Consider the following 20,328-nt stretch of genomic DNA (forward strand, 5'->3'; position numbering starts at 1 on the left):
GGCCGATGCAATGGCCGCATCCAGCCCGCCGCACCGGCGTCGGGGATCAGGCTGCCGGTTTCCCCGCGCGACGTTCGAACACCAGCTTCATCACCAGCACCGAACCGGCCAGCAGCAGGGTCACACTATTGGCGAGAATCAGCGGCAGATCGCGCCCGAGAATGCCGTACACCAGCCAGAGCGCCACGCCGGTGATGAAAATCAGGTACATGCCGAGTGATATGTCCTTCGCCGAGCGGCTGCGCCACACCTGCCATACCTGCGGAACAAAGGCGACGGTGGTGCAAATGGCGGCAGCAAGGCCAAGCAGATCTTGATACATCATCGCTGCGCTCCCTGCGGCAAAATCATCATCACGCCATTGCCCTCGCCCGTGGCTGTTACGCCGCGCCAGTCCTGAATCCTCAGAACGAGATCGGGATGCAAGGGCGCATTGCCCCCCACCTGCACGAGGCGGGCACCGGCGCCTGCGGCACTGCGCAAACCGGCCGGTGCATCCTCGAATGCCACGCACTCGGCCGCCGGCACGCCAAGCAGGGCTGCGCCACGCAAGTACGGCTCAGGGTCGGGTTTGCCGTGGCTGACATCTTCGGCAGAAACGATGCGCGCGGGCAGCGGCAGGCCGCAATGGCGCAGACGCTTTTCCAGTACCGGGCGCGTGGCCGACGTCACCAGAGCCCAGCGATCAGCAGGCAGACCGGCCAGCATTGCGGCCGCGCCGGGGATGGCAATCACGCCATCGCAGTTTGCCACTTCCAGCTCGTCCAGCCAGGCCGATTCAGTGGCAATATCGAGATGCGGCGCAACCTGGGCAATGGTGGCGCTGGACGGTACGCCATGGCATATAGCCAGCACGTGCTCGAGTGCGATACCGTGGCGGGCACACCAGATACCCCAGATCAGCTCGATATTGGCAGTGGAGTCCAGCAAGGTGCCGTCCATGTCGAAAAGGAAGGCGGGGGCCTTGAGTGTTTGCATTGTCGGGTCCTGAATGAGGCGCTGTCGGGAATTGCATTATTGCTGCCATGCCGGACACAGGTTTCGCATGACAGCTGCACTTCTTCTACAATCAGCTCACACATAATCGCAAGGTTGTACCGATGCTGGTCAGAGAATGGGTGGGAAGCACGCAAGGCCAGGGCTGGCAGTACCAGTATTACGCCGATACGCTCTGCCCGTTTCTGTGGCATTACCATCCCGAATTCGAGCTGACCTACACGCGCAACGCCAGCGGCCTGCGTTACATCAGCAGCGACGTCGAACGCTTTGCCTCGCCCGATCTGGTTCTGGTCGCCCCCAACCAGCCACACACTTGGCATGCCGAGCCGCGCGCTGACGGCGGCCAGCAAGAAGTGCAAGTCGTGTTTTTTACCCTCGCATGGCTGCAGGGCCTTGAAGCGCAGGGCATGCCCGAGCTGCATGCGCTGTGCCGCTGGCTCGCCGGCATCCGCAAGGGCATCGTGTTCAGCCCGGAATGTGCCGAAGACCTGGCGCCGCAATTTGCCGAGCTGCACCAGTTGCGCGGTCTGCCCCGCCTGAACTGCCTGCTGGGCCTGCTGGACAGACTGCGACAGGACACGACCGCGCGGCAGCTCGAAGGGCTGAGCGGACACATCACCGACCGCCGCCTGCAGCTGGCGCTGGATTACCTGCAGGCGCACTATGCAGAACCGGTGACGCTTGATGCGCTTGCAAATGCCTCCGCCGCCAGTCCGGCTACACTGAAGCGGCTTTTCGCGCAACAGATGCACACCTGCTTCAGCGCCCTGCTGGCCGAGTTGCGCATTGGCCACGCCTGCAATCTGCTCTTGACCAGCGCACATTCCATTCCCTGGATCGCCAGCAGCAGCGGATTTCCATCGCTCAGCCAGTTCTACCGCAGCTTCGCAGCGCAGAAGGGTTGCACACCGGCGGCATTTCGCCGGCAGTACCGCATTGGCACTTGAACAGGCTTCAATGCACCTATAATTTCGCAAACGAACAAAAAGTGAACATCATGATCCTGAACCAGCGCCAGCAGGAATTGCTCGAATGGGTACAGCGCACCGGGCACGCCAGTGTCGACGAGCTGGCCCACCATTTCGGCGTCACGCCGCAAACCATACGCCGCGACATCAACCAGCTGGCCGACGAGCGCCGGCTGCACCGCGTGCACGGCGGCGCCAGCGCGCATTCCAGCGTCGAGAATGTCGCCTACTCTGCACGCCAGATCCTGTGCAGCGCGGAAAAGGAGCGCATCGCGCAACTGGTCGCCGAGCACATCCCGAACCACGCCTCGGTCTTCATGAATCTCGGCACGACCAGCGAAGCCGTCGCGCGCGCACTCAACCGGCACGAGGGCCTGCGCGTGATCACCAACAACACGCACATCGCGATGACGATGTGCCACTACCCCGACTGCGAGGTCATCCTTGCCGGCGGCGTGATGCGCGCCAAGGACCACGGCATTGTCGGCGAGGCCACCATTGATTTCATCAGGCAGTTCAAGGTGGATTACGCCGTACTGGGCGTGGCCTGCATCGAAGCCGACGGCACGTTGCGCGACTTTGAAATGCGCGAAGTGAAAACGTCGACTGCCATCATGGCGCTGGCGCGACACGTCTTTCTGGTAGCCGATCACAGCAAGTTCGGCCGGCCTTCGCTGGTGCAGATGGGGCATCTGCGCGAGATCACGGCACTGTTTACCGACCGCATGCCGGACGCGGCCATGCAGGCGGTCATCGCCGAGAGTGACTGCGAGCTCTACGTGGCCGAGTAATATCCGCTCGCGCAGATTCGCGCATTAATTGTTCGATATATTTTCGCCATTCATCGTTTTATTTTCGTTTTTGATTGATTTCGATCATCAACCGCGCCTACCATACGGCCATACCTGATGAAACGGGCCAGAAGCTCCGTTTCGCGGCACCACCGGCCAGCACGGAGAACGAACAGCGATGAACAGCGCCATGCCCCGCCAGATCAGCCACCCTGATCCCGCCCCTGTCCTGATGGATTACCCCTGGCCCGCCATACCGCGCCGCCGCCGGCTGGTAGTGGGCAACTGGAAAATGCACGGCAGCCTCGCGCTCTGCCGCGAATCGGTACCGGCACTGGCAGCAGTCGCCAGCCCCGCAGTCGGCATCGTGCTCTGCCCGCCCGCACCGTATCTTGGCGAAATGGCACGACTGGCACAGGGAACCCGGGTCGAATTCAGCGGACAGGATGTCGGCGAACTCGCCTGCGGGCCGCGCACCGGCGAATGGTCGGCAGCCATGCTGGGCGAAATCGGCTGCAAGTTTGCGCTCGTAGGCCACTCCGAGCGCCGGCAGCATCATTATGAAAACGACGCGCTGATTGCCGGCAAGGCTCGCGCCTGTGCGGCAGCCGGCATCACGCCGATCGTGTGCATCGGCGAAAGCCAGGACGAACACGAAAAAGGCGAAACCGCCCGCGTACTGCGCAACCAGCTCGACTGGCTGCTGACCACCCCGCACTGGCGCGATGCCATCATCGCCTACGAGCCGCTGTGGGCAATCGGCAGCAACCGCCCGGCCACGCCGGAACTCGCGCAGGCCACACACGCCTTCATCCGCGATTATCTGGCGCAATCGGATGCCGCAGCTGCGGCCAGCATGCCGCTGCTCTACGGTGGCAGTGTCAAGGCCGACAACGCCGCGGCACTCTTTGGCATGCCCGACATCGACGGTGTACTGGTCGGCGGCGCTTCACTGGATGTCACCGGTTTCCTGCAGATCTATACCGCAGCGCTCGTCGAGCGTCACCGTCCGCGCCACTATCGCTGAAAACACGCCAGCAATGCGGCCGGAACGACAAACCCGGCCACGGCAAACCCCCACCACCATTTTCAGCACAAACTACGGACCAAGAAGCAGACCATGCCCCCCAGCCTCGCCACCTTTCTCGCCAGCCAGCAACACGAGCCGACGGTCGCACGCCTTGCACCAGCGCTGCAGCACATTGCCGGCGCCTGCATCGCCATTGCCCGCGCCATCCGGCAAGCCGCGCTCACCGGCAGCCAGGGCCTCGCCGGCAGCGACAATATCCAGGGTGAAGCGCAGCAGAAACTCGACGTGATCAGCAACGAGCTGATGATCGAAGCCGCCCGGCGCTGCCCGCAGATTGCTGCGCTCGCCTCCGAAGAACTCGACGACATCGTCCAGCTAAACGCCAGCACCGCGGACAGCCTGCTGCTGCTGACCGACCCGCTGGATGGCTCCAGCAACCTCGACATCGGCATGACGGTCGGCAGCATTTTCTCGCTGCTGCCGGCCACAGCCGGCTCGGTCACCACAGCAAGCTTCCTGCGCCCCGGTCACGAACAGTGCTGCGCCGGCTACGCGCTCTACGGCCCGGCCACCATGCTGGTGTTCACCACGGGCAGCGAAGTCAACGGCTTCACGCTCGACGAAGCGCGTGGCGAATTCCTGCTGACGCACCCGCAGCTGCAAATTGCGCCGGAATGTAGCGAGTTCGCCATCAATGCCGCCAATCTACGGCACTGGGAGCTGCCGGTGCAGCGCTATATCGCGGAATGCCAGGCCGGCAGCGCAGGCCCACGCGGCAAGGATTTCAACATGCGCTGGGTGGCCGCCATGGTGGCCGACGTGCACCGCATTCTGCTGCGCGGCGGCGTATTCCTCTACCCGCGCGATGCGCGCCAGCCACCGGGAGCCGGCAAGCTGCGCCTGCTGTATGAAGCCAACCCGATGGCGCTGCTGATCGAAGCCGCCGGCGGAGCTGCCAGCAATGGCAGCGAGCGCCTGCTCGACATGAATCCCGAACGCCTGCACCAGCGCACCGGCGTGGTGCTGGGCGCCAGGAACGAAGTTGAACGCCTTGCCAGCTACCACCTCTCCCACTAAGGACTCCGCACCATGCCACTCGTCTCCATGCGCCAGCTGCTCGACCATGCCGCCGAATACCAGTACGCCCTGCCCGCGTTCAATGTGAACAATCTGGAGCAGATGCGCGCCATCATGGAAGCGGCCGACCACACCAACAGCCCGGTGATCGTGCAGGCCTCGGCCGGCGCGCGCAAATACGCCGGCGCCCCCTTCCTGCGCCACCTGATGCTCGCTGCCGCCGAGGAATTCCCGCACATCCCCATCGTCATGCATCAGGATCATGGCACCAGCCCGGCTGTATGCCAGCGCGCGATCCAGCTCGGCTTCACCTCAGTCATGATGGATGGCTCACTGGAAAGCGACGGCAAGACCCCGGCGGATTACGACTACAACGTTGACGTCACCCGGCAGGTCGTCGAGATGGCACACGCCTGCGGCGTCTCGGTCGAAGGCGAACTCGGCTGCCTCGGCAGCCTGGAAACCGGCGAAGCCGGCGAGGAAGACGGCATCGGCGCTGCCGGCAGGCTTGATCATGGCCGCTTGCTGACCGACCCGATCGAGGCCGCCGCCTTTGTTGCCGCTACCCAGGTCGACGCGCTGGCGATTGCGATCGGCACCAGCCATGGAGCGTACAAATTCAAGCGCCCGCCCACCGGCGAAACGCTGGCCATCGAGCGGGTGCGCGAGATTCACGAGCGCCTGCCCAATACGCATCTGGTGATGCACGGCAGCTCGTCGGTACCGCAGGAATGGCTCTCCATCATCAATGCCAACGGCGGCAGCATTCCGCCCACCTGGGGTGTACCGGTCGAAGAAATCGTGCGCGCCATCCGTTTCGGCGTGAGAAAAGTCAACATCGACACCGACCTGCGGCTGGCTGCCACCGGCGCCATCCGCCGCTTCATGGCCGCCAACCCGGCGGAATTCGACCCGCGCAAATACCTGCAGGAATCCGTGATTGCCATGCGCGACATCTGCATCGCGCGCTTTGCCGCCTTCGGCTGCGTCGGCCAGGCCGGCCACATCCGCGCGCTGCCGCTCGACACGATGGCGGCACGCTACGCCAGTGGCGAACTTGCTGTGCGCAGCACACCGGGCAACCGCGCACCGGCACCGGCACCGGCACCGCAGCGCGGCGGTACAAGCAGCGCTGCCGCTCCGCAGGCGCTGCACATCAGAAACGAAAGCTGGCTGCTGCCGGATTGCTACTGAGGCGGCGAGAGCAAAACCGCACTCAGCCATAAATGATAGGTATATGCTTGCAGCCCTTTATTTAAAATGGTTGCAAGCGTATACACTTCACATTCATTTGATAGTGGCATGAGCGCAAGCCCCGAAGCAAGCACCCGGAAGATTACGCTCCTCTCCCCCCATTTCCGCAGAACTACAGCTTACCAACCAGCTTGCGGTAATCCTCCAGTTCGCGCGGCGCATAAGGGAGCACAGCCAGCCGTTGTGTCACGCTGATCAGCATTGCGCGCTGGGCGGGCGTCAGCAAGGCGGCTTTCTGTTTCAGGGCGCGAGCCAGGTTGCTCTTGATCAGCTTGCCAAAAGGCAGCATTGCATCGGCAGCAAGCAGCTGACAGGCCAGCCCGATGGCGACGGCTTCCTCAGCACGGATGCCACTCCGCAGTTGCTGGATAACACGGTTAGTCCACAACGCCGGATGGGGTTCATCCGGCTCAGGAAAATACGCACGGATCGCTTCACCCGACAGCACAAGCAAGCCGGCTTCGAGCCCTTGCCGGCTGGCGTGTCGCAGATCGGCCTGTTGCCTCACTCACCAATATCCTCGTTCCACAGCGCGGGCTGCTCGACTATAAACTGCTGCATCAGTGCGATGCAGTCGGCATCATCGAGCACCTGCAGCGCCACGCCACGGCTTTGCAGCAAGGCCTCCTCGCCCAGAAAGCTGCGGTTTTCACCGATCACCACGCGCGGAATCCCATAGAGCAGAATGGCGCCACTGCACATCGCGCACGGCGAGAGCGTGGTGTAGAGCACCGATTCGCGATACACCTGCGCGGGCAGGCGGCCGGCGTTTTCCAGCGCGTCCATTTCGCCATGCAGAATGGCGCTGCCCTGCTGCACGCGGCGGTTGTGCCCGCGGCCGATGATGCGCCCCTGATGCACGAGCACGCTGCCAATCGGAATGCCGCCTTCGCTGAGCCCGAGGCGTGCTTCTGCAATGGCGGCCTGCATGAATTCGTCCATGGTGTTTCCTGTCAGCGCAAGAGTGATGCTGACACTGTAGCCCTGCCGGGATTACAGGGCCAGCCCATTCACGGCGGGGCGCGCGAGCTGTGCGCAGGCTTGCCGATGCCGACGCGCTGAAGTGCATCACGGCAGAAATCGGGCAACACCGGAGTACTGCATCAGGTATAAAGCCATAGCCTTTTATTTGAAATGGCTACAGGCCAATACCCTACTAAACAACATGAGCAGCTAACTGCTCCAGCCATCCGTAATACCGGCGAAAGCCAGCATCCAAACTGCATCTGCGACCGGAAGTCCTGGATTCCGGCCTTCGCCGGAGTGACGTCAGAAAAGGCCGCAACACAGTTCAGGTACATCGCTATCCGAAAGGAGCAGCGGGACTGCGGGCAGCGCCGCAGTCACGGCGGCCTGCAACCATGGCATGCATTCAAAAAAACAGCCTGCCGGTCTGGCAGGCTGTTCTGGCATTGCAGCCCTGAGCAGGGCCGGGGACGGTCAGAGGCGGAAGCGGGCGACATCCGCACGCAGCTTGCCGGCCAGCTGCTCCAGCGCGCGCACATTTTCGTTGGCAGCGCGTACCGACTCGGCCGATTCCTCGACCATATGGGTAATGCGCTCGACATTGACCGCCAGACTGCTGCTGGCCTGGCTCTGCTCTGATGTGGCAGTGGCAACTTCGCGGATCTTGTGCAGCGTTTCCGAGGCACCGCTGCTGATTTCGCGCAGCATGGTCGCGGCACGGTCGGCCATGTCGACCCCGCGCGCCACCTGCGGCGTTGCCTGCTCCATGCTGGCGACGACCGACAGCGTGTCGGTCTGCACGGCCTGGATCATGCTGGTGATCTGTCCGGTGGCCTGCGTGGTGCGTTCGGCCAGCTTGCGCACTTCATCGGCCACCACGGCAAAGCCGCGCCCCTGCTCGCCGGCGCGTGCGGCCTCGATGGCGGCATTGAGCGCCAGCAGATTGGTCTGGTCGGCGATGTCCTTGATCACACTGGCAATGCCATCGATTTCGCGCGAGCGCTCGACCAGCCCGCCGATCAGGCCGGAGGCGTTGGAAATCTGTTCTGCCACCAGCTGAACCTCCTGCGCGGCCTTGTTGACCAGCCCTTCGCCCTCATTGGCCAGCTGCGTCGAACGCGAGGAATTCTGCTCGGTTTCGCGGGCGCCTTGCGAGATATGATCGATGCTGACCGACATTTCCTCGATGGCCGCTGCGCTGGACTGGGTGGCATCGGAGGATTGCCGCGACGCATGATTGATGGCTTCCATCTGGTGCGCGAGGCTGCCTGTTGCCTGCCGCAGCTGGTCGGCGCCACGCTGAATGCTCTCTATCATTTCGCGCAAACTGGTCTGCATGCTCGCCACCGCGCCCAGCAGGCTGTCGGGGCGGACGTCGCCCTGCACCTTGCGCCCCAGATCGCCCTGGGAAATCGCCTGCGCGACTTCGGCGGCGTAGGCAGGCTCGCCGCCGAGCTGCAGCAGCAGCCGGCGCACGGTCGTCATCAGGATCAGGGCAACAAAAGCGGCAATGGCCAGACAGATGACCACCTGCCAGCGGGCATTGGCCCAGAAGCGCGCATCGGCCTCGGCAAAGCTAACGCCGTTGCCGACAATCCATTTCCAGCGCGGCGTCTGGACGGCCACCGACAGCAGGTCAACCACCTTGCCTTCGCGCTCGGAAGTCCACCAGTATTCGGTCAGCTTGCCGCCGGACTTCTGCAGCGCATCAACCGCCAGCGCGCCGACGCTCTTGCCCTGGGCATCCTTGAAATCGTTGAAGCTGGTGCCGTGCAGTTGCGGGTCGAGCGGCGTGGAAACGAAGTTGAGTTTTTCATCGACGACGTACACATACTCTGACTTGTGGTATTTGTTTTCACGCAGTATCTGCGTGGCAATTGCCTTGGCCTGCTCTTCACTGAGCTTGCCGCTGGCCGCCATGTCTTCCAGCTGGGCGATGGTCAGGTATGTGCTGCGCAGCAGTTGCTCGATGCGCGCCTTGTTATCCTGATTGGCCGCCGTTTTCATGGTCGACAGCCCCACCAGCATTACGCCAACCAGTGCAAACAGCACAAATACTGACAGCAGCCATGCTTTCATTTTGATGGTCATGATTTCACCCGGTAAATACTAGATTGCGACTTACTCAGCTTAAGCAATGAAAAGCATGCTTGCACTGGAAAACTTGCACGGCCGGGCCTGTTCGCCTGTATTTCCTCATGCCCGGCATGCGGTAAAGCTTACACGATAAGTCCGGCCTGTCGCGCCTTGTCCCAGTCCAGCACGGCATCCAGCGCGTCGGCCAGCCGGTCGATTTCGCCTTCCAGCAGCGCCTCGGGGTCGCGAATCGCCGTCGCATCACCCTGCCAGCCTGCCCAGCGCAGCAGCGCCTGCAGGGCTTCCGGCTCATCGAAGAGGCCATGCAGGTAGCTGCCAATGAGCTGGCCGTCCGGTGAAACGACGCCTTCGGGCTCAAAGCCCTGCCCGCCTTCATCAGCTGTCGCCAGCCGCGCCAGCGACGGCCAGTCGGCGTTCACGCGACTGCGCCCCTGATGGATTTCATAGCCGCGCACCGCTGCGCCGCCGGCACACAGCACGCCGTGACGCTGGCGCAGAATTTTACCGGACTCAAGCACCGTACGCATGGGTATCAGCCCAAGGCCTTTTATTTCATTGGTTTGTGACTCGATACCCTGCGGATCGGCAATGGTTTCGCCCAGCATCTGATAGCCACCGCAAATGCCGATGAGCTTGCCGCCATAGCGCAGGTGACGGGCAATTTCCGCATCCCAGCCCCACTCGCGCAGCGCCTGCATATCGCCGATCGTGTTTTTGCTGCCCGGCAAGATGAGCAGATCGCACGGCGGCAATGGCTTGCCCGGTGTGGCGTAGCGGCAATCAATGCCTTCTACGCGCCGCAGCGGGTCGAAATCGGTGTGGTTGGAGATGTGTGGCAGCGTGGCGATCACAATGCGGAATGCCGCCGCGCCCCCCGCAGCCTGCGCTTGTGGCAGCGCATCCTCGGCCGCGATCTCCAGCCCGTGCAGATAGGGCACCACCGCCAGCACCGGCTTGCCGGTTTGCTGCTCCAGCCAGTCCAGCCCCGGTTGCAGCAGCGCAAGATCACCCCGGAAGCGGTTGATGAGGAAGCCGCGCACGCGGGCCTGTTCGCTGGCGGACAGACAGGCCAGGGTGCCGACGATGTGGGCGAACACGCCACCGCGGTCGATGTCGGCGACCAGCCAAACCGGGCAGTCGGCCTCTTCGGCAAATCCCATGTTCGCAATATCGCCTTCGCGCAAATTCACTTCGGCCGGACTGCCCGCGCCTTCGACCAGTACCCAGTCATATTGCGCAGCCAGGCGCTGCCACGAGTCGAACACGGCGCTGCGCGCAGTGCGCTTGTAGTGGTGATAATCCACCGCATCCAGGTTGCCGATGCTGTGCCCCTGGATGATGACCTGCGCCCGGCAATCGCTGGAGGGCTTGAGCAGTACCGGGTTCATGTCCGAATGTGCGGGAAGGCCGCAGGCGACGGCCTGCACGGCCTGCGCACGGCCGATTTCGCCGCCATCTTCAGTGACCGCCGAATTGAGCGCCATGTTCTGCGGCTTGAACGGCGCCACACGGATGCCGCGGCGGAGCAGCAGGCGACACAGCGCGGCGGTCAGTGTGGATTTGCCGGCATCCGAGGTACAACCCTGGATCATCAAGGTGGGCATGGCTTGGCCAGTATCAAATAAGGGGGAGCGATTATCGCAGCAGCTGCCAGCCACTGCACGTAATGGTCATCGGGCTGCAATGCAGCCATGCCTAAGATGGCTTGCCTGTTAAACCGAGGAACTGCCATGAACCAAAATCCGCAAGACCGGATCACCAGACCGGCGCACAAACGCCCCCACCCCAGTTTTCAGGCGCGCCAGCAGCAGACTGCCTTTCAATGGCTGCTGGAAGGCATCAGCAACATGCCTCTGCGGTTGCAGGAAGACAACAGCCCGGCCACTACCCGCTTGGCGGCACAAAGATAGCCAGCGGCAGTATCCACCCCGCAGATCAGCCGGCACCTGCCGGCTTTTTCCTTTTCCGGCAGGCAGATAGCGCCGGATTCCTGCCATGGCACCACAGCCGCGCCCCGCCTCAGGGCATACAGGGTTAGGGATTTTCACAAGTGTTATGCACAGCAGAAGCCGCTAAGGTTGCGATGCCGTACAACTGTTACGGCATAATCTGCGGCAATCTGATTCCCTCCTTTGAGGTTTTGACAAGTGGACCACCTCCTCCAACACCTGATCAATGGCCTGGTGATCGGCAGTGTGTATGCACTGATCGCACTGGGCTACACGATGGTGTACGGCATCATGCAGCTGATCAACTTCGCCCACGGCGAAATCGTGATGATCGGCGCCATGGTAACGATCACCTGCATCAACATGCTGCTGGGCGCCAATGTGGCGCTGCCGGGCATCCTGCTGCTGACCATCGGCCTTGCCATGGCGATTCCAGTCTCGATGGCGCTCGGCTATGGCATCGAGCGCGTGGCCTACCGGCCGCTGCGCAATGCGCCGCGCCTCGCCCCGCTGATCACGGCCATCGGCCTCTCGATCGTGCTGCAGCAGGTCGCCACGCTGATCTGGGGCCGCAATTACCGCCCCTTCCCGCCAATTCTTGAAATCAAGACCTTCGAAATCGGTGGCGCAGTCATCACCAATCTGCAGGTTGCGATCATTGTGCTGGCCATCGTGATCATGGCCGCACTGTTTTTCCTGATCGAACGCTCCAAGCTCGGCCGCGCCATGCGTGCCACCGCACAGAACATCGACGTGGCGAGGCTGATGGGAGTGAACACCAACACCATCATCTCGCTGACCTTCGTGATCGGCTCGGCGCTGGGCGCCGTGGCTGGCGTGATGGTCGCCGCGAACTATGACCAGGCGCATGCCTACATGGGCTTCCTGATCGGGCTGAAGGCCTTCACGGCGGCAGTACTCGGCGGCATCGGCAACCTGGGCGGGGCAGTGCTCGGCGGTCTGGTGCTCGGCATCATCGAAAGCCTGGGGGCGGGCTACCTGTCGGATCTCACCGGTGGTGTGCTGACCTCCAGCTACAAGGACATTTTTGCCTTTGCCGTGCTGATCCTGGTGCTGCTGTTCCGTCCGAGCGGCCTGCTGGGCGAACGTGTCGCCGAGCGCGCATAAGGAGAATGAAATGACCACCATGGCCAATACCATTGCCGGCTGGTTCGGTGCCGGCAAACAGGGCCAACACGCCAAGCTGCAGCTGATCCTGCTGACTGTCTGCATGCTGGTGCTGCCCTTCTTCCTCTCGGGCACCTTTGCCAGCGGCAATTCCTGGGTGCGCACGATCGACTTCGCGCTGCTCTACATCATGCTGGCGCTGGGGCTGAACATCGTGGTCGGCTACGCCGGCCTGCTTGATCTGGGCTACATCGCCTTCTACGCCGTCGGCGCCTATCTGTATGCGCTGCTGAATTCGCCGCAGATCGCAGGATATCTGCCGGTGTGGATGATGAATCCGCCGCTGCTGGTGATGCTGCTGCTGGCGGCGGCCGTTGCAGGCTGCTTCGGCGTGATGCTGGGTGCACCGACACTGAAACTGCGTGGCGACTATCTCGCCATCGTGACGCTGGGCTTCGGTGAAATCATCCGCATTTTCATGAACAACCTCGATCGCCCGATCAACCTCACCAACGGTCCGCAGGGCATCAACAATATCGAACGCGTGTCGCTCTTCGGTCATGAATTCGGCAAGCCGCTGGAAATCTTCGGCCTGCAGTTTCCGATGGTGCACCAGTATTACTACCTGATCCTGGCCTTCTGCGCGCTGATCATTTTCGTGTCGATCCGCCTGCAGCGCTCGCGCATCGGCCGCGCCTGGGTGGCGATTCGCGAAGACGAAATCGCCGCGGCGGCGATGGGCATCAACACCCGCAACGTGAAACTGCTGGCCTTCGCGATGGGCGCGAGCTTCGGTGGCGTATCCGGTTCGCTGTTTGCCAGCTTCCAGGGCTTCATTTCGCCGGAATCCTTCATCCTGATGGAGTCGGTGCTGGTGCTGTGCATGGTGGTGCTCGGCGGCATGGGGCATATCCCGGGTGTGATTCTGGGCGCGATCATCGTTTCCATCACGCCGGAAGCGCTGCGCGAGGTGGTGAACCCGCTGCAGGACATGCTGCTTGGCAAACGTGTGGTCGATCCCGAAAACCTGCGCATGCTGATGTTCGGTCTGGCCATGATCATCATCATGCTGCTGCGCCCCGAAGGCCTGTGGCCGTCGCGCCGCCGCAAGGACGAGCTGCATCCGGCAACCAAGCGCATCACCAAACAGGAAGACGCAACCCTCGATGAAGCGGAGCGCGAACATGAGTGAAGTACTGCTGGCCATTGATGGCATTACGAAACGCTTTGGCGGGCTGGTTGCGCTCAACGAGGTTGGCCTGACCATTCGCCGTGGCGAAATCTACGGACTGATCGGCCCGAACGGCGCCGGCAAGACCACGCTGTTCAACGTACTGACCGGCCTCTACCAGCCCGACGAAGGCAAATTCACCTTCGACGGCCACAACCTCTTCCGCCAGAAGCCAAACAAGGTGGTCGAAGCCGGCATTGCACGGACTTTCCAGAATATCCGCCTGTTTGCCAACATGACGGCACTGGAAAACGTCATGGTCGGCCAGCATGTGCGCAGCGTCACCGGCGTACTCGGGGCCGTACTGCGCACGCCGAAGGCGCGTGCCGAAGAAGCGGCAATCAAGTTGCGCGCGCAAGAACTGCTCGATTATGTCGGCATCGGCCACCATGCCGGCGAGCTAGCCCGCAACCTGTCCTACGGCGACCAGCGCCGGCTGGAAATCGCCCGCGCGCTGGCTACCCGTCCGACGCTGCTGGCGCTCGACGAGCCGGCCGCCGGCATGAATCCGAAGGAAACCGAAGACCTGAAGGCGCTGATGGAAAAAATCCGCGCCGACGGAGTCACGATTCTGCTGATCGAACACGACGTGAAACTGATGATGGGCCTCTGCGACCGGATTGCCGTGCTCGACTACGGCAGGAAAATTGCCGAAGGCCTGCCGGTGGACGTGAAGCGCGACCCGCGCGTGATCGAAGCCTACCTGGGCGTTGCCCACGAATAAGGAAGAAAGCACATGACGACAAATACTTCGCCGCTGCTTTCCGTGCAAGACCTGAAAGTGGCCTATGGCGGCATTCATGCCGTAAAAGGCATCAATCTCGAAATCAACAAGGGCGAACTGGTGGCGCTGATCGGCGCCAACGGCGCCGGCAAGACCACCACGCTTAAAACACTGGTCGGCATGGTCAAACCCGCTGCCGGCAGCATCAATTTTGACGGCAAGGATACTGCGCGCATGGCGCCGTATGACTTCGTCAGCCAGGGCCTGGTGCTGGTACCGGAAGGTCGCGGCATTTTTCCGCGCCTCACCGTCGAGGAAAACCTGCAGATGGGTGCGTACTACCGCAACGACAAGGCCGACATCGCGCACGATCTGGCTCGCGTGTATGACCTCTTTCCGCGCCTAAAGGAACGCATGAAGCAGCTCGCCGGCACGCTCTCGGGCGGCGAGCAGCAGATGGTGGCCATCGGGCGCGCACTGATGAGCCGCCCCAAGCTGCTGCTGCTGGATGAACCTTCGATGGGCCTGGCGCCGATCATCGTGCAGAAGATTTTCGAAATCATCCGCATGATTGCCGCGGAAGGCGTGACGATGCTGCTGATCGAGCAGAACGCCAAGCTGGCGCTGGAAACGGCCAATCGCGGCTACGTGATGGAATCGGGCCTGATCACGGTTGCCGACGATTCAAAAACGCTGCTGGCCAATCCGGCCATCCAGAGCGCGTATCTGGGCGAATAGGCTGCAGGATTGCGCAATAGCACAAAGGGCTGCCCAGGCAGCCCTTTGTTATTACCGCAGCGCCACGGCCGGTGCCGAAAAAATACCAAGCACCGTATCAGCCTATAGCCATCCAAGAAAAATGGCTGCAGTCATATACCCAAAGAAAAGCATCACGCAGGAACAATGATCAGCCCGGCGCGCTGCCCCGGCACCACGTCCGGGTTGGGGAAAATGATGCGCGCGCTGTCTTCCGTTACCACGACCGGGCCTTTGACATCTTCAGCCAGCAGCATGCCCTGCGGCAGTGGCGTGAAGTTGTCGGTCTTGCCATCGATCAGCAGGCGGAAAGCGTCACTGTGCTTGATGATTTCGCGCGACACGCGGAATACCGGGCAGCCAACCTGCGCGGCGTAGCCCTCTCCAGTCTGCTGGCATTCGGGCAACCCTTCGGACACCAGCGCCGCGAGATAGCTTTCCATCTTCGAGAGGTCGACGCCGGAATTCTGGCCGAAGGGCCGTGCACTGCCGAGCTCGACGGTAAACGCCGTCGCATCGCAATAGCGGCTGGAAAAGAAGGAAAAAGTCGTCGACGTGGTCGATTGCAGCAGAATGGCCTCGACACCGGCCAGATGCAGGCGGGCCATTTCCGGCACGGAAAACTGGCGACCCTGGCGCGGCAGCGGATAGATGGCGAATTTCTCGATCAGCGAGCCATGAATCGCCGTGTGCAGATCATAGTGATAACGCGGCTTGGCATCGGCCACCGAGCGGCCGAAAAAGCGCAGCAGGTGCATTTCCAGCATGGTGGCGCGCCGCCGCTCCGGGCCGTCGTCGTTATCGGTCGAACGGCAGAAAAGCCGGTTCATGTCTTCTTCGACAAAGCGGCTGCCCTGGCGCAAGGCGGCGACATTGCCCAGCACGAACAGGATGCGGTTGCGCACCTTCAGCTCCCCGGCAAGGATGCGCCCGATCAGGCGGTCGACCAGCTCGACCGGGGCGGTTTCGTTGCCATGCACGCCGCAGGACACCACCAGATCAAGCTGCCGGCTGCCGGCATCGGACGGCTCGAAGCGGATGATGCCCTCGTCCATCACCTGCACCTGTGTGCCGCCCGGCAGGGTGAACGGCAGCGCAATGGCGGTCTTGCCGGCAAGAGTCTGTGCGAGAAAACCGTGTTCGGTGAAAGGATGCATGGGTGAATTCTCCGGAGCAGCGATGAGCCAAACCTCAAGGAAGTTCAGAGCGTGTTTTAAAAGTAGCGAGCGCCTGTCAGCGTGGTGAGGCCGGAGCGCAAAAACCGGAGTGTACGTGCTTGTGCATGAGGATTTGAGGCTTTAGCTTCCACCGCCCGAGCCACGATCACGGGATGCGCAGCACGTTTAAAACACGCTCTCAGGCGTCGCTGCCGTCGCGCTGAAAAGGATAGATGCTACCGAGTTCCAGCAGCTGCGTCAGCTCGTCCAGTGCGGTACGCACTTCGATCAGCAGCGCCGGATCGGCCAGATCGGCCACGCCAAGGCGGTCGCGGTAATGCCGGCATACCCAGTGAGTAAGGCGCTCGTGCAGCGCATCGTTCATCCAGACCGCCGGATTGACTGCGGCCGCTTCGCGCTCGGTCAGCGCCACCCGCAGACGCAGGCAGGCAGGCCCGCCGCCGTTCTGCATGCTCTGCTTCAGGTCGAACACCAGCACTTCGTTGATCGGCCCGCCGCTGGCCTGCAGCTCTTCCAGAAACGCCCACACAGCGGGAGTCGAGCGGCACTCTTCCGGCACGATCAGGCGCTGTTTCCCCTGCCCCTTGTCGAGCAGCTGGCTGTTGAAAAGGTAGGAACGCACCGCATCCGCAACGCTGACCTCGCTTTCCGGCACTTCGATGATCTGCAGGCCGGCCTGCTTCTGCCGCAGCTCGGCATAGACAGCCGGCGCATCGAGAAAGGCCAGCTCGTGGCAGAAGAGCACATCGAGATTGCCTACCGCAATCACATCGTTGTGGAACACGCCCGCATCGATCACCGCCGGGTTCTGCTGGGCAAACACGGTGCGCTCTGCGGCCAGTCCATGCCGGCGGGCAATGGCCTGGCTTGCTTCCAGCGTCTGCCGCGCCGGATAGCGCTGCGGCGCATGCTGGCCACCCCAGAAGCGGGCGCCATAGACAAAAAACTCGGTTCCCGGCTCGCCGTAGGCGTGGCTGAGGCGGGTATGGTTCGCCGCTCCTTCATCACCCAGCGCGGCGTGCTGTGGCAACGCGGCGTGGATAGTGAAATGCGCATCGCTGGCAAAGATGGCGGCAAGGCTGCGCCGGGTTTGCGGTGCTTCGATGCTGCGGTGGAATTTGCTGGTGAGGTTGGCCACGCTGAAGTGCACGCGCCCGTCAGCGGTATCGGCCGAAGGGCTGACGGTCGCGGCATTGGCCGTCCACATGCTGGATGCCGAGCACAGGCCGGCAAACAAACCAGACTGGGTATTAGCCTGCAACCCAATAATTTCATTGTCAGTACCCGTATACCCCATATCACGCAACACCCACAGCGCGGGGCGCTCCTGCGGGGGCAGTACGCCCTGGCGGTAGCCCAGATCGGCCAGCGCCTTCATCTTGGCCAGCCCCTGCAGTGCTGCCGCACGCGGGTTGGCGATATGGGCGGCATTGCTGGTCGAAGCGACATTGCCAAAGGAATGTCCGCCGTAATGATGGGTCGGCCCGACCAGTCCGTCGAAATTGGCTTCAAATGCGTGATTCATGCTCATCCTCCGGCCTCGGTGCCAAGCTGCATGCCGGGCGGCAACTGTGCCGGCAAGGTCAGCTGCGCCGCTTCCAGCGAGGCGACCGGGTACGCACAATAATCGGCCGCATAATACGCGCTAGGGCGATGATTGCCCGAGGCGCCAATGCCGCCAAACGGTGCGGCACTCGAGGCACCGGTCAGCGGCTTGTTCCAGTTCACGATTCCGGCCCGGGAAGCCTTCCAGAATTCGTCATAGCGCGCGGCGGAATCGGACAGCAGGCCGGCCGCCAGCCCGAAGCGCGTGGCATTGGCGAGCTTGATGGCCTCCGGGAAGGAGCGGTAACGCTGCACCTGCAGCAAGGGGCCGAAATATTCTTCATCCGGCAGATTGGTGACATTGCTGACATCCAGAATGCCGGGACTGAGCAAAGCCGTGCCATTCACCTGTCGCTGCATGGGCAGCAAGGCCTGCGCGCCCATGCCCAGCAAGCGCTCCTGCGCATCAAGCAAGGCCTGTGCGGCAGCGAGTGAAACCACGCTGCCCATGAAAGGCTGCGGATCAGAGTCCCATGCACCGACGCGCAAGTTGCGGCTGGTTTCCACCAGCCGGGCCAGGAAGTCATCGCCCCATGCCCCGAAAGGCAGCAGCAGGCGGCGCGCGCAGGTGCAGCGCTGGCCGGCGGAAATGAAGGCCGACTGGATCACGTGATGCAAGGCCGCTGGAATGTCGTCGAGCGGCTCGACAACGAGCGGATTGTTGCCGCCCATTTCCAGCGCGAGGATTTTCTGCGGGCTGCCGGCAAACTGCCGGTGCAGCGCATAGCCGGTTGCAGCACTGCCGGTAAAATACAGGCCATCGATGTCTGGATGTCCTGCCAGCGCCACGCCGGTATCACGCGCGCCCTGCAGCAGGTTGAGCACGCCGCGCGGCAGCCCGGCTGCCTGCCAGATTTCGGCCATTTTCTGCGCCGTTGCCGGCGCCAGCTCGGAAGGCTTGAACACCACGGTATTGCCGGCCAGCAGCGCCGGAACGATGTGGCCATTGGGCAGGTGCCCCGGAAAATTGTATGGCCCGAACACGGCCACAACCCCATGCGGGCGATGCCGCAGCACGGCCTGCGCGTCACCCATGGCATTTTCGCGTTGTCCGGTGCGCTCCTCGAAAGCCCTGGCCGAGATATCGACCTTGTTGATCATGGTGGTGACTTCAGTCAGCGCCTCCCAGCGCGGCTTGCCGGTTTCCATCCCGATCAGCGCGGCCAGCTCGGCCTGACTGCCTTTCAGCAGCTCGGCGTAATTCTGCACCAGTGCCAGACGCTCGCCGTACTCCAGATCGCGCCAGCCGGCAAAGGCATGACGGGCGGCGGCCACCGCCGCATTCACCTCGGTGGCATTCGCGGCAGCCCCCTGCCACACGACTTCCTGCGTGACGGGATTGCGCGAGGCAAACAGCGAGGCGCTGCCCGGCAGCCAGTTTCCATCGATCAACAGCATGTATTACCCCTTCTTGCTTGCGTCAGGATTGTTCGGTACTGCGTGTCGTGTCTGCGGCGCCCTGGCTGCGGGCCGACAGCGGCACGGCACGCACTTGGTCGCCATTGGCAATACCAAGCCGCGCGAGGACAGTGTCGGTCAGCGGCAGGGAATCTTCCAGCGGGCGCGTCCAGGCCAGCGTGGCACGAAATTCGCCCAGCTTGCGATTGCTGACCATCCAGAGCGTGGCCTGCCGTGGCTCGGCAGCCACTGCCAGCGCATCGAAAACGGCGCTCTTGCGCACCGCGCGAATATCCCGGGTGGAACACTCCAGCGACGGCCCGCCATCAAAAATGTCGATATAGCCCTGGTAGCGGAAGCCTTCGCTTTCGAGCATGCTGCGCGCCGGCTTTGTCCCCGGATGCACTTCGCCAATCGACGCCTGCGCTTCTTCTGAGAGCAGGCAGGTGTAGATGGCGTATTTGGGCATCAGCTCGGCAATGAAGGATTTGCTGCCAACGTAAGAAAGGAAATCCGCCCTTGCAAAATCCATCTTGAAGAAATGTCGGCCCAGGCTTTCCCAGAAGGGGGAACGGCCGGCCTCATCCGACACACCGCGCATTTCGGCAATCACCCGATCCGAAAAACGTTCGGGGTACTCAGCCATGAAGAGGAAGCGGCATTTCGACAGCAGCGCACCATTGCTGTCGCGACGATAATCCGGGTGCAGAAACAGGGTGCAGAGTTCCGAAGCGCCGGTCAGGTCGGAGGTCAGGAACAGCGTCTGCAGGCGCTTGTAGATACCCAGCTCGCGCGAGGCGTGAACAGACAGGCCAACCCGGTAGTTGTACCAGGTGTCATGCATGCCGACTGCTGCTTCGATGGCGCAGATCCCGGCAAGCCGTTCATTTGTTTCATCTTCCAGCGCAAAGAGATAGCAGGCATCGCCCAGCTCCGGCTTACCACTGAAGCTGTCGCAGCTGGCCGCAATGCGGCGTGCCAGCCGCTCGGCATCGGGCTGCAGGGTGGTCACACCGATGCCGGCGGCTTCCGCCAGTTGCAGCAATCCGGGCAGATCATCTGCCTGCATGGGTCGAATGAGCATCGGGCATTCCGCACAGTGAGTCGCATTTCACTGTAGCAAAGCAAGCTCAGAGCACCTATCGGGATAAACCCCAGCCATGTTGCAATGCAACAA

The 20,328-nt window shown here is 62.5% G+C and carries 18 protein-coding genes and 1 pseudogene; 9 read left to right on the forward strand and 10 right to left on the reverse strand.

What is annotated here, in order from left to right:
- Positions 1–46 precede the first annotated feature (46 nt).
- Both H559_RS0102580 and H559_RS0102585 read right to left on the reverse strand, forming a co-directional pair.
- Positions 47–325 carry a SemiSWEET transporter gene (locus tag H559_RS0102580; RefSeq protein ID WP_028451407.1) on the reverse strand — a complete coding sequence of 93 codons (279 nt, stop codon included), beginning with the start codon at positions 323–325 and terminating at the stop codon, positions 47–49.
- Entirely contained in the window at positions 322–978 is a 657-nt protein-coding gene (locus tag H559_RS0102585; RefSeq protein WP_028451408.1) for an HAD-IA family hydrolase, read from the reverse strand. Before H559_RS0102585 ends, H559_RS0102580 begins: the two co-directional genes overlap by 4 nt.
- A gap of 122 nt (positions 979–1,100) precedes the next feature.
- Between H559_RS0102585 and H559_RS18485 the strand changes: the two genes are divergently transcribed.
- The 5 genes and pseudogenes from H559_RS18485 to fba form a co-directional block, all read left to right on the forward strand.
- Complete coding sequence (locus tag H559_RS18485; protein WP_051278831.1) at positions 1,101–1,946, forward strand: helix-turn-helix domain-containing protein; 846 nt, start codon at positions 1,101–1,103, stop codon at positions 1,944–1,946.
- A gap of 50 nt (positions 1,947–1,996) precedes the next feature.
- A complete protein-coding gene (locus H559_RS0102595; RefSeq protein WP_034639497.1) occupies positions 1,997–2,758 on the forward strand; it encodes a DeoR/GlpR family DNA-binding transcription regulator in 762 nt (253 codons plus the stop codon).
- Positions 2,759–2,936: 178 nt separating this feature from the next.
- Entirely contained in the window at positions 2,937–3,785 is an 849-nt protein-coding gene (tpiA, locus tag H559_RS0102600; RefSeq protein ID WP_211230875.1) for a triose-phosphate isomerase, read from the forward strand.
- Between the two features lie 93 nt (positions 3,786–3,878).
- Positions 3,879–4,865: a class 1 fructose-bisphosphatase gene (locus H559_RS0102605; RefSeq protein ID WP_028451411.1), complete on the forward strand. Its 987-nt coding sequence runs from the start codon at positions 3,879–3,881 to the stop codon at positions 4,863–4,865.
- Positions 4,866–4,877: 12 nt separating this feature from the next.
- A pseudogene (fba, locus tag H559_RS18490) lies at positions 4,878–5,924 on the forward strand (class II fructose-bisphosphate aldolase); the annotation flags it as partial.
- Positions 5,925–6,231: 307 nt separating this feature from the next.
- On the opposite strand, the gene H559_RS18495 reads toward fba, so the two are convergent.
- From H559_RS18495 to H559_RS0102630, 4 genes are all read right to left on the reverse strand, one after another.
- Positions 6,232–6,627, reverse strand: coding sequence for a hypothetical protein (locus H559_RS18495; protein ID WP_034639337.1), 396 nt, complete (start codon positions 6,625–6,627; stop codon positions 6,232–6,234).
- Positions 6,624–7,061, reverse strand: coding sequence for a nucleoside deaminase (locus H559_RS0102620; RefSeq protein ID WP_028451412.1), 438 nt, complete (start codon positions 7,059–7,061; stop codon positions 6,624–6,626). Before H559_RS0102620 ends, H559_RS18495 begins: the two co-directional genes overlap by 4 nt.
- A 498-nt stretch (positions 7,062–7,559) precedes the next feature.
- Positions 7,560–9,176, reverse strand: a complete 1,617-nt coding sequence (locus tag H559_RS0102625; protein ID WP_051278832.1) for a methyl-accepting chemotaxis protein — start codon at positions 9,174–9,176, stop codon at positions 7,560–7,562.
- Between the two features lie 128 nt (positions 9,177–9,304).
- Positions 9,305–10,786: a cobyric acid synthase gene (locus tag H559_RS0102630; RefSeq protein WP_028451414.1), complete on the reverse strand. Its 1,482-nt coding sequence runs from the start codon at positions 10,784–10,786 to the stop codon at positions 9,305–9,307.
- Between the two features lie 543 nt (positions 10,787–11,329).
- Between H559_RS0102630 and H559_RS0102640 the strand changes: the two genes are divergently transcribed.
- Genes H559_RS0102640 through H559_RS0102655 form a run of 4 tightly spaced genes read left to right on the forward strand, consistent with a single transcriptional unit; the run spans position 11,330 to position 14,952 of the window.
- Positions 11,330–12,259: a branched-chain amino acid ABC transporter permease gene (locus H559_RS0102640; RefSeq protein WP_028451416.1), complete on the forward strand. Its 930-nt coding sequence runs from the start codon at positions 11,330–11,332 to the stop codon at positions 12,257–12,259.
- Between the two features lie 10 nt (positions 12,260–12,269).
- A complete protein-coding gene (locus H559_RS18500; protein ID WP_308417168.1) occupies positions 12,270–13,451 on the forward strand; it encodes an ABC transporter permease subunit in 1,182 nt (393 codons plus the stop codon).
- Positions 13,444–14,214 carry an ABC transporter ATP-binding protein gene (locus tag H559_RS0102650; RefSeq protein ID WP_028451417.1) on the forward strand — a complete coding sequence of 257 codons (771 nt, stop codon included), beginning with the start codon at positions 13,444–13,446 and terminating at the stop codon, positions 14,212–14,214. Before H559_RS18500 ends, H559_RS0102650 begins: the two co-directional genes overlap by 8 nt.
- Positions 14,215–14,226: 12 nt before the next feature.
- Positions 14,227–14,952 (forward strand): ABC transporter ATP-binding protein, encoded by a 726-nt coding sequence (locus H559_RS0102655; RefSeq protein WP_034639340.1) that lies wholly within the window; start codon positions 14,227–14,229, stop codon positions 14,950–14,952.
- A 152-nt stretch (positions 14,953–15,104) separates the two neighbouring features.
- Here H559_RS0102655 and astE read toward each other — a convergent pair whose 3' ends face one another.
- From astE to astA, 4 genes are all read right to left on the reverse strand, one after another.
- On the reverse strand, positions 15,105–16,127 hold the full coding sequence (astE, locus tag H559_RS18505) for a succinylglutamate desuccinylase (protein WP_051278833.1): 1,023 nt from the start codon (positions 16,125–16,127) through the stop codon (positions 15,105–15,107).
- A 199-nt stretch (positions 16,128–16,326) separates the two neighbouring features.
- Positions 16,327–17,673: an N-succinylarginine dihydrolase gene (gene astB / locus H559_RS0102665; protein WP_155845259.1), complete on the reverse strand. Its 1,347-nt coding sequence runs from the start codon at positions 17,671–17,673 to the stop codon at positions 16,327–16,329.
- Between the two features lie 2 nt (positions 17,674–17,675).
- Entirely contained in the window at positions 17,676–19,151 is a 1,476-nt protein-coding gene (astD, locus tag H559_RS0102670; RefSeq protein ID WP_051278834.1) for a succinylglutamate-semialdehyde dehydrogenase, read from the reverse strand.
- A 22-nt stretch (positions 19,152–19,173) separates the two neighbouring features.
- Positions 19,174–20,235, reverse strand: a complete 1,062-nt coding sequence (astA, locus tag H559_RS0102675; RefSeq protein WP_028451421.1) for an arginine N-succinyltransferase — start codon at positions 20,233–20,235, stop codon at positions 19,174–19,176.
- Positions 20,236–20,328 lie beyond the last annotated feature (93 nt).

This window comes from Chitinilyticum aquatile DSM 21506 (genome assembly GCF_000430805.1).
Classification (GTDB): Bacteria; Pseudomonadota; Gammaproteobacteria; order Burkholderiales; family Chitinibacteraceae; genus Chitinilyticum; species Chitinilyticum aquatile.

Coding starts and splice junctions, on each gene's coding strand:
- astD (WP_051278834.1), bottom strand. CDS start 19,151: ATGCTGTTGATCGATGGAAACTGGCTGCCGGGCAGCGCCTCGCTGTTT.
- astE (WP_051278833.1), bottom strand. CDS start 16,127: ATGCATCCTTTCACCGAACACGGTTTTCTCGCACAGACTCTTGCCGGC.
- H559_RS0102595 (WP_034639497.1), top strand. CDS start 1,997: ATGATCCTGAACCAGCGCCAGCAGGAATTGCTCGAATGGGTACAGCGC.
- astA (WP_028451421.1), bottom strand. CDS start 20,235: ATGCTCATTCGACCCATGCAGGCAGATGATCTGCCCGGATTGCTGCAA.
- H559_RS18485 (WP_051278831.1), top strand. CDS start 1,101: ATGCTGGTCAGAGAATGGGTGGGAAGCACGCAAGGCCAGGGCTGGCAG.
- H559_RS0102630 (WP_028451414.1), bottom strand. CDS start 10,786: ATGCCCACCTTGATGATCCAGGGTTGTACCTCGGATGCCGGCAAATCC.
- H559_RS0102620 (WP_028451412.1), bottom strand. CDS start 7,061: ATGGACGAATTCATGCAGGCCGCCATTGCAGAAGCACGCCTCGGGCTC.
- H559_RS0102650 (WP_028451417.1), top strand. CDS start 13,444: ATGAGTGAAGTACTGCTGGCCATTGATGGCATTACGAAACGCTTTGGC.
- H559_RS0102605 (WP_028451411.1), top strand. CDS start 3,879: ATGCCCCCCAGCCTCGCCACCTTTCTCGCCAGCCAGCAACACGAGCCG.
- H559_RS18500 (WP_308417168.1), top strand. CDS start 12,270: ATGACCACCATGGCCAATACCATTGCCGGCTGGTTCGGTGCCGGCAAA.
- H559_RS0102655 (WP_034639340.1), top strand. CDS start 14,227: ATGACGACAAATACTTCGCCGCTGCTTTCCGTGCAAGACCTGAAAGTG.
- H559_RS0102580 (WP_028451407.1), bottom strand. CDS start 325: ATGATGTATCAAGATCTGCTTGGCCTTGCTGCCGCCATTTGCACCACC.
- tpiA (WP_211230875.1), top strand. CDS start 2,937: ATGAACAGCGCCATGCCCCGCCAGATCAGCCACCCTGATCCCGCCCCT.
- H559_RS0102625 (WP_051278832.1), bottom strand. CDS start 9,176: ATGACCATCAAAATGAAAGCATGGCTGCTGTCAGTATTTGTGCTGTTT.
- astB (WP_155845259.1), bottom strand. CDS start 17,673: ATGAATCACGCATTTGAAGCCAATTTCGACGGACTGGTCGGGCCGACC.
- H559_RS0102585 (WP_028451408.1), bottom strand. CDS start 978: ATGCAAACACTCAAGGCCCCCGCCTTCCTTTTCGACATGGACGGCACC.